Consider the following 12,422-nt stretch of genomic DNA (forward strand, 5'->3'; position numbering starts at 1 on the left):
TGAGTTGTCCACAGGTTCATCAGCGCTCTGTACTCGGTCGGGCACGCGTGGCAATGTCGGGTGGGTGAGCGATGAGCCTGTTCTGATCGTCGGCGCCGGGCCGGTGGGGTTGACCGGTGCGCTGCTGCTCGCCCGGCACGGGGTGCCGAGCGTGGTGCTGGAGGCGTTGCCGGGGCGGGTGCCTGCGGGCAGCCGGGCGATCTGCGTGCAGCGGGACGTGCTGGACGTGCTGGAGCGGGCCGGGGTCGGGCGCGCGGTGGTGGACGCGGGGGTCACCTGGTACTCGGGGCGGATGTTCTTCCGGGAGCGGGAGGTGTTCGCGCAGACCTTCCCCGAGCCGCCGCCGGGGCAGTTCCCGCCGTTCGTCAACACACCGCAGAACGTGGTGGAGCGGTTGCTGGTGGAGCGGGTCGCCGGGGAACCGTTGGTGGACCTGCGGTACGGCAGTCGGGTCGTGGGGGTGTCGCAGGACGAATCGTCTGTCTCAGTTGAACTGTCCACAGGGGAGTTCGTGGTCGGTTCGCACTGCATCGCCGCTGACGGCAGTCGGTCGGGGGTGCGCAGGGCGCTGGGGTTGCCGTTCGAGGGGAACTCCTTCGACGACCGGTTCCTGATCACCGACATCCGGGCCAAGCTGGAGGAGTCGGTGCCCGAGCGCCGGTTCTACTTCGACCCGCCGTTCAACCCGGGGCGGCAGGTGCTGCTGCACCCGCAGCCGGATTCGGTGTGGCGCATCGACTGGCAGGTGCCGCGCGACTTCGACCTGGCCGCCGAGACGGCCGACGGGCGCCTGGACGAGCGCATCCGGGCCGTCATCGGCGAGGTGGGCCACGAGCTGATCTGGGCCTCCGCCTACCGGTTCCACCAGCGGCGCGTCCCCGCCATGGTCGTCGGGCGGGTCCTCCTCGCCGGGGACTGCGCCCACCTGATGAGCCCCTTCGGCGCCCGCGGCATGAACTCCGGGCTGGCCGACGTGGAGAACGCCGCCTGGAAGGTCGCCGCCACCCGCGCGGGCTGGGGCGGCCCCGGCCTCCTCGCCACCTACGACACCGAACGCGGCGCCGCCACCGACGAGAACCTCCGGGTCACCGCCACCACCATGCGCTTCCTCGTCCCCGCCGACGACGCCCAGCGCGCCCACCGCCAGGACGTCCTCACCCGCGCCACCACCGACCCCGCCGCCCGCGCCGAGATCGACTCCGGCAAGTTCTCCGAACCCTTCTGGTACCTCGACTCGCCCCTCACCACCCCGGCCGCCCCGGCGGACCTGGCGAGCTTCCCCCGCACCCCCAACACCGCCCGGCCGCCACTGCCCGGCGTCCTCTGCCCGGACGCCGCGCTCCCCGCCGCCACCCGCCTGCGCGACACCTTCGGCCCCCGCTGCACCGTCCTCGCCGCCCCCGGTGCTGCTCCACCTGCCCTGCCGGACGTCACCGTGGTCCCGGTCTCGGCGGAGGTCGCGGCGACCCTCCGCCTTCCCTGGGCCGGGGTGGCCCTGGTCCGCCCGGACGGCTTCCTGGCGGCGGTCTTGTCCTCAGTGGACTTGGGTGCGACCCTCCCCGCTGCCGTCCGCCGAGCCACTGGATGGGCTTGAGGAAGCCGGTTTTTGCGTTGGGTGCCCGGGTGGGTGGGTGTGTTTGGCCGGGGCCCCTATGGCGATCATGTGCTCCAGTGCGTCAGGTGGGGCTGAAAAGATGCCCCACCGCCCAGGCAGGCTGTCACATGATCGCCACCCCCGGCCAAACACATCCACCCACCCGGGCCTCTGCGTAGCCGGGGCGGCGGTTCTCGGGGTGGTCGGCTGGGCCGCTGTGCCCGGTGGGGTTTGTCGTGGGTGGTGGTCGGGTCGGCTGCCCGCCGCATCCGCTGCGCGTCTCCCCGAGTAGTGGTGGGATCGAGCCGGGAGGCGCACATGTCGGGGATCAGCAGGCGGTCATTGCTCCGCGCGGCCGGAGTGGGCGCTGTGGCGTGGGGTGCGGCGGCCTGCACCGGTGCGCCGGACGCGCAGCCCACGACGAACCCGGCCACCACCGTGCCCTCGACCACGCCACCCACCGTGCCGACCATCCGCCCGGCGCCCGTCCCGCCAGATTGGGACGCCCTCCGCGCCCGGCTCGACGGGGCCCTCAGCCTGCCCGCCGACCGCGGTTTCACCGCCGCGCACCGCCTCTACAGCCCCGACTTCGACAGCCGCACCCCCGCGGCCGTCGCCCGGGTCGCTACCGCCGAGCACGTGCGGGCCTGCGTGGACACCGCCCGCGCCTCCCGCCTGCCGATCGCGGCCCGCAGCGGCGGTCACAGCTACGCAGGCTACTCCGCCCCGGACAACGGCCTCGTCGTCGACCTGCGCGGGATGGCCGCGGTGCGGGTCGCCCCGGACGGCATCGCCACCGTCCAGGCCGGGGCCCGGCTCATCGAGGTCTACCGGGCGCTCGCCGCGGCCGGGCGGTGCCTGCCCGCGGGTACCTGCCCCAGCGTCGGCATCGCGGGCCTGACCCTCGGTGGCGGCATCGGGGTGCTGACCCGCAAGTACGGCCTCACCTGCGACCGGTTGACCGCCGTCCGGGTCGTCACCGCCGACGGGGCGCTGCGCACGGCCGCGCCGGACAGCGAGCCCGACCTGTTCTGGGCGCTGCGCGGTGGTGGGGGCGGGAACTTCGGCATCGCCACCGAGTTCACCTTCCGCACCGAGCCCGCCCCGCGGGTCACCACGTTCGCCACCGCGTTCCCGGCGGGCGCCGCGCCGGAGGTCTTCGCCGCCTGGCAGGAGTGGCTGCCCGGTTCGCCCGCCGAGCTGTGGTCGACCGTGTCGCTCAGCGCGGGCCGCAGGGCGCACCTCAGCGGCTGCTTCATCGGCACCCCGGCCGGGCTCAACCCGCTGCTGGACGCCGTGATCGCCCGCACCGGCGCCAAACCCACCAGCCGCCAGGTCGTCGAACGGTCCTACCTGGACGCCATGCTGTTCTACGCTGGCTGCACCGAGTGTTCCCCGGACTCCGTGCGCCGCCAGACCTTCACCGCGTCCTCGCGGGTCCTGAGCACCCCGGTGGCAGACCCGACCGCCCTCGCCGCCCTGCTCGACGGGACGTCCGAACTCGACCTGCTCGTCGACTCCCTCGGCGGCGCGGTCGCGGAAGTCGCCCCCGCCGACAGCGCCTTCCCGCACCGCAGCGCCCTGGCGACCGTGCAGGTCTTCCAGAGCGGTCACAACCCCGGGGCCATGACCGCGGTCCGCGACGGCCTCGCGGCCCTGGGCGTGAAGGACGGCTACGTCAACTACATCGACCCCACCATGCCCGACTGGGCGGGCGCCTACTACGGCGCCAACCTGCCCCGCCTCGCGACCGTCGCCGCCCGGTACGACCCCGACTCCGTCTTCGCCTTCCCCCAGGCGATCCGGGCCTGACCGGGTGCGGTCAGGCCCGGGTGCCGGTCACAGCAGCAGGTCCGACAGGACCATCGTCTGCTCCTCGGTGAAGTCGTCCATCGCCGAGCGGATGCCCTCGCGGCCGGTGCCGGAGCCCTTCACACCGCCGTAGGGCATCTGGTCGGCCCGGTAGGACGGGACGTCGCCGATGACCACGCCGCCGACCTCCAGTTCCGCCGCCGCGCGGAAGGCCAGTTGCACGTCGCGGGTGAACACGCCCGCCTGGAGGCCGTAGTCGGTGCTGTTGGCCTGCTCGAACGCCTCCTCGACCGAGTCGACCGTCGACACGACCAGGACCGGGCCGAAGACCTCCTCGCGGCAGACCTTGGCGTCGGCGGGGACGTCGGCGAGCACCGTGGGGGCGACGGTGGCGCCGTCGCGGGTGCCGCCGGTGAGGACCTTCGCGCCCGCGGCCTCGGCCTCGGCGATCCAGCCCGCGACCCGCTCGGCGTTGTCCTCGTCGATCAGCGGGCCCACCTCGACCTCCGGGTCGTGCGGGTCGCCGGTGCGCAGGGCCTCGACCGCGGCCACCAGCTTCGGCACGAATTCCCCGGCGACCGACCGGTGCACGATGACCCGCTGCACCGCGATGCACGACTGCCCGGCCTGGTAGTTGCCGAAGGTGGCGATCCGCGTCGCCGCCAGGTCCAGGTCGGTCCAGTCCGGGCAGACGATGGCGGCGCTGTTGCTGCCCAGTTCCATCACCACGTGCTTGCGCGGCGCCGAGTCCATGATCCCCCAGCCGACGCCGGTGGAGCCGGTGAACGAGATGACCGGCAGCCGGGGGTCCTCGATGAGCGTGGACATTGCCGACCCGCGCACCGGCAGCACCGAGAACGCGCCTTCCGGCAGGTCGGTCTCGGCCAGGATCTCCCCGAGCAGCAGCGCCGAGAGCGGGGTGGCCGACGCGGGCTTGACGATCACCGGGGCGCCGACCGCCAGCGCGGGCGCCACCTTGTGCGCGACCAGGTTCAGCGGGAAGTTGAACGGCGCCACCGCCAGCACCGGCCCGCGCGGGCGCCGCCGGATCACCCCGAGCCGACCCTCCCCGCCCGGGTCGGTGTCGAGCCGCTGGAGTTCACCGACGTGCCTGCGCGCCTCCTCCGCGGCGAAGCGGAACGTGGAGACCGCGCGGTGCACCTCCACCTCCGCCCACTTGAGCGGCTTGCCGTTCTCGGCGGTGATGGTCTCGGCGACCTCCTCGATCCGCTCGGCCAGCGCGGCCGAGACGTGGTCGAGCGCGGTGGCGCGCACGTGCGCCGGGGTCGAGCGGAACTCCTTGGCCACCGCCGTCGCCGCGGCGACCGCCCGCTCCACCTGATCGAGTGAGGGCACCGACACCGCGGCGACCTCGGTCCCGTCGTACGGGTGGCGCACCTGGAAGGTGTCCTCGCTGCTCTCCGCCTTGCCCGCGACCCAGAACGGGCGCGGCTTGGCCACGACGGCGTGTTCTTCGACGCTCATACCGACAACCGTAGGCCCGAGCCCGCCGGGAAGCTCGCCAAGTTACGATGGCGGTGGCTGACCGACGGTGGTGACTAGGGTTCCGCCGCACCCGGAGCGGGTGCGGGTCTGGTTCGAGCGTCACGGAAAACCGGTGCGGACGTGGGCACCGGCAGGCATCTCCGGGAGAGAAACCCAGGGAGGGACCGGTCGGCACACAGTGCTGGGCTGCTGTGTGCCGGGTGGGGTCCTGCTCGTGCGCCTGCTCCCGGGGAAAGCGGAGTCATCACATGTCAGACGAGAACAAGCCCGTCCTGGTCGTGGACTACGGCGCGCAGTACGCGCAGCTCATCGCCCGCCGGGTGCGCGAGGCGCAGGTCTACTCCGAGGTCGTGCCGCACACCACGCCGGTCGCGGAGATGCTGGCGAAGGACCCGGCGGCGATCGTGCTGTCCGGCGGTCCCTCCAGCGTCTACGCCGAGGGCGCCCCGCGGGTCGACCCGGCGCTGTTCGAGGCGGGCGTGCCGGTGTTCGGCATCTGCTACGGCTTCCAGGCCATGGCGGGCGCGCTCGGCGGCACCGTCGAGCACACCGGCACCCGCGAGTACGGTCGCACCGACCTCGGTGCCGAGGGCGGGGTGCTGCACGACGCCCTGCCCGCCCGGCACCCGGTGTGGATGAGCCACGGCGACTGCGTGACCAAGGCCCCCGAGGGCTTCACCGTCACCGCGTCCTCCGCCGGTGCCCCGGTCGCGGCGTTCGAGGACACCGCGCGCCGCTTCGCCGGGGTGCAGTACCACCCGGAGGTGGGCCACTCCCCGCACGGGCAGGAGGTGTTGCGCCGCTTCCTGCACGACGTCGCGGGCCTGGCGCCGCGCTGGACCACCGCCTCCATCGTCGACGAGCAGGTCGAGCGCGTCCGCGCCCAGGTCGGCGACGGCCGGGCCATCTGCGGGCTGTCCGGCGGCGTGGACTCCGCGGTGGCCGCCGCCCTGGTGCACCGCGCCATCGGCGACCGGCTCACCTGCGTCTTCGTCGACCACGGCCTGCTGCGCGCGGGCGAGCGCGCCCAGGTGGAGCGCGACTACGTCTCCGCGACCGGCGTGCGCCTGGTGACCGTGGACGCCCGCGAGCGGTTCCTCGCCGCGCTGGCCGGGGTGACCGACCCGGAGCAGAAGCGCAAGATCATCGGCCGCGAGTTCATCCGCGTGTTCGAACAGGCGGAGCTGGACCTGCAGGCCGAGGCGGGCGGCGACAAGTACCGCTACCTGGTCCAGGGCACCCTCTACCCGGACGTGGTGGAGTCCGGCGGCGGCACCGGCGCGGCGAACATCAAGAGCCACCACAACGTCGGCGGCCTGCCCGAGGACCTCGACTTCGAGTTGGTCGAGCCGCTGCGCGCGCTGTTCAAGGACGAGGTCCGCCGGGTCGGCACCGAGTTGGGGCTGCCGGAGACCATCGTGCAACGCCAGCCGTTCCCCGGTCCCGGCCTGGGCATCCGCATCATCGGCGAGGTCACCGCGGAGCGCCTGGAGATCCTGCGCGCCGCCGACGCCATCGCCAGGGAGGAGTTGACCGCCGCCGGTCTCGACCGCGACATCTGGCAGTGCCCGGTGGTGCTGCTGGCCGACGTCCGCAGCGTCGGCGTCCAGGGCGACGGCCGCACCTACGGTCACCCGGTCGTGCTGCGCCCGGTGTCCAGCGAGGACGCGATGACCGCCGACTGGACCCGCCTGCCGTACGAGACGCTGGAGCGCGTCTCCACCCGGATCACCAACGAGGTCGCGGACGTGAACCGCGTGGTCCTCGACGTGACGAGCAAGCCCCCGGGCACCATCGAGTGGGAGTAGCGCCACCGCCCGGCCGGTGGTGCTGAGACGGGGAAGGACCCGGCCGAATCCCGGCCGGGTCCTTCCCCGTTGTGTGAGCGGTTCCCCCGTGGGCAGGGGAATGCGGCTGCCTGCGCCCCTACGCCGACAGCCGCACCCCGGTCAGCACCCCCCGCGCCCCCGGCCCCTGCCGGAGGCCAGCAGCGCCACCCCCACCAGCACCGCCACCCCCGCGACGAACCAGCGACCGTCCACCGCCGGGAACCAGCTCGCCCCGTCGGTGAGCACGAAAGCCGAGGCCCCCAGGGTCAGCAGACCCGCGATCAGCACCAGCACGTCCGGCCCCCGCCGGACCCCGTCGCGCTCAGCCACGCCGCACCTCCACGTCCCCGGGGCCGTTCACGCCCGCCACCAGATCGATCTTGAGCCCGCCCTCGCCGTCGGCGCCGAAGTCGGTCTTGTCGACGTTCGGGGAGGTCCCGTCCATGGTCGCGCCCAGGCAGGTCACCGTGCCGACCCCGGCCGAGCAGCGCACCGCCACGTCCGCGTTCTCCGGCACCCGGACCACGACGCTGCCCACGTCCGCGTGCACCTCGGTGGTGACCGACCCGGTGGCGGGCAGGGCGGTGAGGTCGATGTCGAGCGAGCCGATGTTGCGCCGGTACTCAGCCTGGACCTCCTCCAGCGTCGTCGGCTTGGCGTTAATCTCCCCGATGCCGTCGGCGCGGATGCCCTGCGGGAAGAACACCGTCAGCGCGATGCCGATCCCGGCCAGCGGCAGCGCCAGCGCGATCAGGCCCCGCCCGCTGCGGGTGAACGAGCTGAACACCATGCCCAACCCCAGCACCGCCAGCAGCAGGCCCACGACGTGGCGCGGGCTGAACCAGCCCGCGTCGCTCGGGCCGATCGCCGCCGCCACCCCCGCGGCCAGCACGACGACCGCCAGGGTGATCACCCCCGCCTTCGACCGCCGCTCCCGCCGCACCGGCAGCCGCTGCTCCGGTGCGGCCGGGCTGGGCTCGGGCAGGTCCCACGCGAAGGGCGCGGCACCCAGCGGGTCCCAGGCGGGCGGACCGGTCGGCTGGGCCGGCTCGTCGGCGGTCTGCTGCGCCGCGGTGGCCCCGAAGACCTGGTGGGACTCGAAGGACTCCGTGGTCTGCTCCGGCCGCGCGGTCGGCACCGTGCCCAGGTGCGACCGGTTGCGGTGCAGCAGGAACAGCATCCCCGCCACGACCGCGATGCCGATGTAGGTGGTGGCGTCGTTGTCGATGAACCAGCTGAACGCCGGGATCAGCGCGATGCACAGGCCGATGGTGACGTGCTGCGAGGTGGAGCTGCGCCCCTTGCCCAGCAGCGACTCCGCCGGTGAGGTCTCGTCCCCCTCCTCCGGGAAGAACAGCCACCCCAGCAGGTAGAGCACCACGCCCGCGCCGCCGAAGACGGCCGCGACCACGAAACCCACCCGTGCGATGACGGGGTCGATGCGGTAGCGCTCCCCGATCGCCGCCGCGACGCCCGCGACCTTGCGCCCCCGGCGGGGCCGCCTCGGTCGGGTCGCCCAGAAGTCCTTGAGCGTGTCCTCCACGCTGCTGTCCTGCTCTGTCGTTTTCCCACTCACGGTGAATACTCTGGTCGGCGGGGCCGCCGGGCACATCCGGGACCGACCCTGAACCCGCATCAGGGTCCGACCCCGATGTGGCGCCGGGGGCGTTGTGTGAGCATCCTCGGTGTGAGTACGCGGCTCGAGGAGCAGACGACACCGGAGGCGGAGATCGAGCGCTCGGCACCCGACGCGGTGGCGGTGGCGGACGAGGTCCGCTTCTACCGCCGCCGGGACGGCCGCGCCATCGCCGGGGTCGCCGGGGGCATAGCCGACCACCTCGGCGTCGGCGTGCTGTGGGTGCGCATCACCTTCGCGCTGCTCGCGGCGCTGGGCGGGGCGGGCATCGCCGCCTACGGGCTGCTGTGGGTGGCGGGCGCGCAGGCGCCGTCGGACCTGCAGGGGCCCGCCGTGTCCTCCCGGGAGCGGCAGCAGGCGTTCGGCCTGGTCGCCGTGGGGGCGGGGCTGGCGGTCGGGGCGGGCACGCTGTCCGGGATGGTCAGCGGCTGGATCGCGGGCGGCATCGGGGTGGCGCTGGCGGGGGCCGTGCTGGTCTGGCGGGAGGCCGACCAGGCGCAGCGGCGCCGGGTCACCGGCGCGGTGCTCGGCGGGGGCCGGGCGGGCGGCGTCCGGGTGGCCGCGGGGGCGCTGCTGGTGGTCGCCGGGATCGTGATCTTCCTGCTGCGCAGCATCGGCCTGGACCAGTTCCAGTTCGCCCTGCTCGCGGTGCTGGCCGCGCTGGCGGGCGTGGCCGTGCTGACCGTGCCGTGGTGGCTGCGGCTGGTCCGCGACCTGGGGGAGGAGCGGCGCGCCCGCATCCGCACCGAGGAGCGCGCCGAGATCGCCGCGCACCTGCACGACTCGGTGTTGCAGACCCTCGCCCTGATCCAGAAGCAGTCCGAGGCCCCGCGCGAGGTGCTGCGCCTGGCCCGCGGCCAGGAGCGGCAGCTACGTAGCTGGCTCTACGGGCCCTCCGGGTACGGCCGCTCCCTGCACGAGGGCATGGACCACGGCACGCTGGCCGCGGCCTTCGAGCGCGCCGCCGGGGAGGTCGAGGACAGCTTCGCCATCAAGGTGCAGCACGTGGTGGTCGGCGACTGCGAACTCGACGAGCGGCTGGTGTCGATGGTGCTCGCCGCCCGCGAGGCGATGGTCAACGCCGCCAAGCACGCCGGGGTGGGCGAGGTGTCGGTCTACGCCGAGGTCGAACCGGAGAAGGTCACCGTCTTCGTCCGCGACCGCGGCCGGGGCTTCGACCCGGGCGCGGTGCCGCAGGACCGGCACGGGCTCGCCGACTCGATCCGGGGCAGGATGGAGCGCAACGGCGGCGAGATCCGGTTGCGCACCGCACCCGGGGACGGCACCGAGGTCCAGTTGGACATGCCCCGCGCGAAAGTGAGCCCATGACCGAGCCAGAGCAGGCCGCCCCGGCCAAGCCCCCCGTCCGCGTCTACCTGGTCGACGACCACAGCATGTTCCGCGCGGGGGTCCGCGCCGAGCTGGACACCGTCACCGACGCCGTCGAGGTCGTCGGCGAGGCGGGCAGCGTCGGCGAGGCGGTCGCGGGCATCGCCCACCACCGCCCCGACGTGGTGCTGCTCGACGTGCACATGCCCGACGGCGGCGGCGCCGAGGTCCTGCGCCGCGCCCGCAAGGCCAACCCCGAGGTCGTCTTCCTGGCCCTGTCGGTCTCCGACGCCGCCGAGGACGTCATCGCGGTCATCCGCGCGGGCGCCCGCGGCTACGTCACCAAGACCATCTCCAGCACCGAACTCGCCACCGCCGTCCAGCGCGTCCGCGACGGCGACGCGGTGTTCTCCCCGAGGCTGGCCGGTTTCGTCCTCGACGCCTTCGCCGACCGCCCCGGCGCCGCCCCGATCAACGACCCGGAACTCGACCTGCTCACCCCCCGGGAGCGCGACGTGCTCCGGCTGCTGGCCCGCGGCTACGCCTACAAGGAGATCGCCTCCGAGCTGTTCATCTCGGTGAAGACGGTGGAGACCCACGTGTCGAGCGTGCTGCGCAAGACCCAGCTCTCCAACCGCTACGAGCTGTCCCGCTGGGCCTCAGACCGCCGCCTGGTCTAGGACGGGGGCCGGGGCGGGCACCGGCCGGGGCCGGAACCGGGTCATCGCCACGCCCGCGAGCACCACGACCATCCCCGCCACGACCCGCGCGTTCAGCGGCTCGTGCAGGAACAGTGCGCCCAGCAGCACCGACACCACCGGCAGCAGGTAGCCGACCGTCGTCGCCTGGGTGGCGCCCTCGTCGGCGATCAGGCGGTAGTTGATGGCGAACGCCACGCCGGTGCCGAGGACGCCCAGGACGCCGATCGCGACCAGGACGGTGGGGGTCAGCGAGATGGAAGCGGTGTCGCTGAACGGGAGGGTGAGCAGGCCCATGGCCGCCGCGGCGGTCAGTTGGGCGCCGGAGAGGGCGATCGGGGAGGTGCCTCGGTTGGAGAGCTTGCGGGCGACGTAGGCGTAGGCGACGGCGTAGCTGGCCGCCCCGGCGAGGATTGCCACCGAGCCCCAGCTCGCCAGGCCCGTGGTCTGCCACGGCGCGAAGATGAGGACCGTCCCGGCGAAGCCCACCAGCAGCCCGCCCAGCCGCACCGGGGACAGGCCGCGGTCGGTGCCGATCACGATCCCGATCAGCAGCGCCCACAGCGGGGTCGTGGAGTTGAGGACCCCCGCGACCCCGGAGTCGACGGTCAGCTCGCCGACGGCGAAGAGCAGGAACGGCAGGGCGCTGCCGAAGAACGCCGCCACCGCCAGGTGGCCCCAGGTCCGCACCGACCCCGGCAGCCGGTGCCGCCCCCACGCGCACAGCCCCAGCACCACCAGCGCCCCGAGCACGCAGCGCACCGCGCTGATCCACGCGGGCGGCAGGCCGCCAAGCGCCAGCTTGATCCACAGGAAGCTCGACCCCCACAGCAGGGCCAGCACCCCCATCCGCACCAGGGTCGCGCGTCCGCCGTTCACCGCTGCCTCCTCCGTGGTCTGCTCACCACGCTCTCGCAGCTCTTCTGGCAGGACAAGCGAATTGTCGTGCACGAACCGTTAAGCTCCGCTACATGCTCGACGTGCGGCGGATGCAGGTGTTGCGGGCGGTGGTGACCAGCGGGTCGGTGACGGCGGCGGCCGCGAACCTGGGCTGCACGCCCTCCGCGGTCAGCCAGCAGATCGCGGTGCTGGAGAAGCAGGCGGGCACCGCGCTGCTGGAGCGGGTCGGCCGCGGCGTGCGCCCCACCGCCGCCGGGCGGCTGCTCACCGAGCACGCCGCGATCATCGGCAGGCACCTGGCCGAGGCCGAGACCGCCCTGGCCGACCTGCGCGCGGGCCGCACCGGGCACCTGGCCATCCGCTGCTTCGCGACCGCGGGCGCCGCCCTGGTCCCGCCCGCGCTCGCCGCCCTGCGCGCCGAGCACCCCGGCGTCCGCGTCGACCTCAAGCTGATCGACCCGGAGGACCCGCTGCCCGAGGTGGCCGAGGGCCGCGCCGACCTGGCGATCATCATCCACCCGCGACCGGAGCTCCCGCGCGGCGTCGTGCTCACCCACCTGCTCGACGACCCGTACCGGGTGGTGCTGCCGCGCGGGCACCGGCTGGCGGCCAAGCGCTGCCTGGACCTGGCCGACCTCGCCGAGGAACCCTGGGTGGGCAACGAGTTCCCGTCCGGGCCCTGCCACCGGATCGTCGTCGACGCCTGCGCGGCGGCCGGGTTCTCCCCGGACGTCGTGGTGGAGAGCGAGGACTACGCCACGGCGCAGGGGTTCGTGGCGGCCGGGCTGGGGGTGTGCCTCATCCCGAGGATGGGGCTGGGCAACCGGCACGCGGGGGTGGTGGTGCGACCGGTGCGGCGACCGGAGCCCATCCGGGCGATCTTCGCGGCGGTGCGGGAATCGGCTGAGCCGCAACCCGCGCTGCGCGGTCTGCTGGACGCCCTGCGGGCGGCTGCCGCGTAGAGCCGCCGCGAGGGCGCGGGTGGAGTCCACGCCCGGCACCCGCGGCGTGCCCGCGAAGCCGGGTGGGGCGGGGTCAGCACGCGGGAGCGCATGCGCTGCGCGAGCAGTTCGGCGAACCCGGTCGTCGTCGCCGGGCCACCGGTTCGTGGGGCTGGC

10 protein-coding genes are annotated in these 12,422 nt (G+C 74.0%); 6 read left to right on the top strand and 4 right to left on the bottom strand.

Annotation, left to right across the window (positions count from 1 at the left end):
* Window positions 1-64 precede the first annotated feature (64 nt).
* Both DFQ13_RS09240 and DFQ13_RS09245 read left to right on the top strand, forming a co-directional pair.
* Complete coding sequence (locus DFQ13_RS09240) at window positions 65-1,594, top strand: FAD-dependent monooxygenase (RefSeq protein WP_110079494.1); 1,530 nt, start codon at window positions 65-67, stop codon at window positions 1,592-1,594.
* 369 nt (window positions 1,595-1,963) lie between these two features.
* Window positions 1,964-3,406: an FAD-binding oxidoreductase gene (locus DFQ13_RS09245; RefSeq protein ID WP_325050914.1), complete on the top strand. Its 1,443-nt coding sequence runs from the start codon at window positions 1,964-1,966 to the stop codon at window positions 3,404-3,406.
* Between the two features lie 27 nt (window positions 3,407-3,433).
* Here DFQ13_RS09245 and DFQ13_RS09250 read toward each other — a convergent pair whose 3' ends face one another.
* A complete protein-coding gene (locus DFQ13_RS09250; RefSeq protein ID WP_110079496.1) occupies window positions 3,434-4,891 on the bottom strand; it encodes an aldehyde dehydrogenase family protein in 1,458 nt (485 codons plus the stop codon).
* A gap of 269 nt (window positions 4,892-5,160) precedes the next feature.
* Here DFQ13_RS09250 and guaA point away from each other — a divergent pair, with 269 nt between their 5' ends.
* The gene (gene guaA, locus DFQ13_RS09255) at window positions 5,161-6,720 is read left to right on the top strand and encodes a glutamine-hydrolyzing GMP synthase (protein ID WP_035278001.1); all 1,560 of its coding nucleotides are present in this window, start codon (window positions 5,161-5,163) and stop codon (window positions 6,718-6,720) included.
* A gap of 141 nt (window positions 6,721-6,861) precedes the next feature.
* Here the strand turns inward: guaA and DFQ13_RS09260 are convergent, their stop codons facing one another.
* Together DFQ13_RS09260 and DFQ13_RS09265 are read right to left on the bottom strand one after the other, a co-directional pair.
* Window positions 6,862-7,071 carry a hypothetical protein gene (locus DFQ13_RS09260; protein ID WP_035278005.1) on the bottom strand — a complete coding sequence of 70 codons (210 nt, stop codon included), beginning with the start codon at window positions 7,069-7,071 and terminating at the stop codon, window positions 6,862-6,864.
* Entirely contained in the window at window positions 7,064-8,317 is a 1,254-nt protein-coding gene (locus DFQ13_RS09265) for a PspC domain-containing protein (RefSeq protein WP_233438331.1), read from the bottom strand. The genes DFQ13_RS09260 and DFQ13_RS09265 overlap by 8 nt, the downstream gene beginning before the upstream one ends.
* 75 nt (window positions 8,318-8,392) lie before the next feature.
* On the opposite strand from DFQ13_RS09265, the gene DFQ13_RS09270 reads away from it, so the two are divergent.
* Window positions 8,393-9,706, top strand: coding sequence for an ATP-binding protein (locus tag DFQ13_RS09270; RefSeq protein WP_110079498.1), 1,314 nt, complete (start codon window positions 8,393-8,395; stop codon window positions 9,704-9,706).
* Window positions 9,703-10,386: a response regulator gene (locus tag DFQ13_RS09275; protein ID WP_035278011.1), complete on the top strand. Its 684-nt coding sequence runs from the start codon at window positions 9,703-9,705 to the stop codon at window positions 10,384-10,386. The genes DFQ13_RS09270 and DFQ13_RS09275 overlap by 4 nt, the downstream gene beginning before the upstream one ends.
* On the opposite strand, the gene DFQ13_RS09280 is transcribed toward DFQ13_RS09275, so the two are convergent.
* On the bottom strand, window positions 10,366-11,253 hold the full coding sequence (locus DFQ13_RS09280) for a DMT family transporter (RefSeq protein ID WP_110079712.1): 888 nt from the start codon (window positions 11,251-11,253) through the stop codon (window positions 10,366-10,368). The genes DFQ13_RS09275 and DFQ13_RS09280 overlap by 21 nt on opposite strands.
* Before the next feature lie 122 nt (window positions 11,254-11,375).
* On the opposite strand from DFQ13_RS09280, the gene DFQ13_RS09285 reads away from it, so the two are divergent.
* Window positions 11,376-12,266: a LysR family transcriptional regulator gene (locus tag DFQ13_RS09285; RefSeq protein ID WP_110079499.1), complete on the top strand. Its 891-nt coding sequence runs from the start codon at window positions 11,376-11,378 to the stop codon at window positions 12,264-12,266.
* Window positions 12,267-12,422 lie beyond the last annotated feature (156 nt).

The organism is Actinokineospora spheciospongiae, from assembly GCF_003182415.1.
GTDB classification, from domain to species: Bacteria; Actinomycetota; Actinomycetes; order Mycobacteriales; family Pseudonocardiaceae; genus Actinokineospora; species Actinokineospora spheciospongiae.

Bases quoted from the DNA above. Each gene is read 5' to 3' on its own strand.
- DFQ13_RS09250 (WP_110079496.1), bottom strand. From the start codon at position 4,891: ATGAGCGTCGAAGAACACGCCGTCGTGGCCAAGCCGCGCCCGTTCTGG.
- guaA (WP_035278001.1), top strand. From the start codon at position 5,161: ATGTCAGACGAGAACAAGCCCGTCCTGGTCGTGGACTACGGCGCGCAG.
- DFQ13_RS09270 (WP_110079498.1), top strand. From the start codon at position 8,393: ATGTGGCGCCGGGGGCGTTGTGTGAGCATCCTCGGTGTGAGTACGCGG.
- DFQ13_RS09275 (WP_035278011.1), top strand. From the start codon at position 9,703: ATGACCGAGCCAGAGCAGGCCGCCCCGGCCAAGCCCCCCGTCCGCGTC.
- DFQ13_RS09280 (WP_110079712.1), bottom strand. From the start codon at position 11,253: ATGGGGGTGCTGGCCCTGCTGTGGGGGTCGAGCTTCCTGTGGATCAAG.
- DFQ13_RS09285 (WP_110079499.1), top strand. From the start codon at position 11,376: ATGCTCGACGTGCGGCGGATGCAGGTGTTGCGGGCGGTGGTGACCAGC.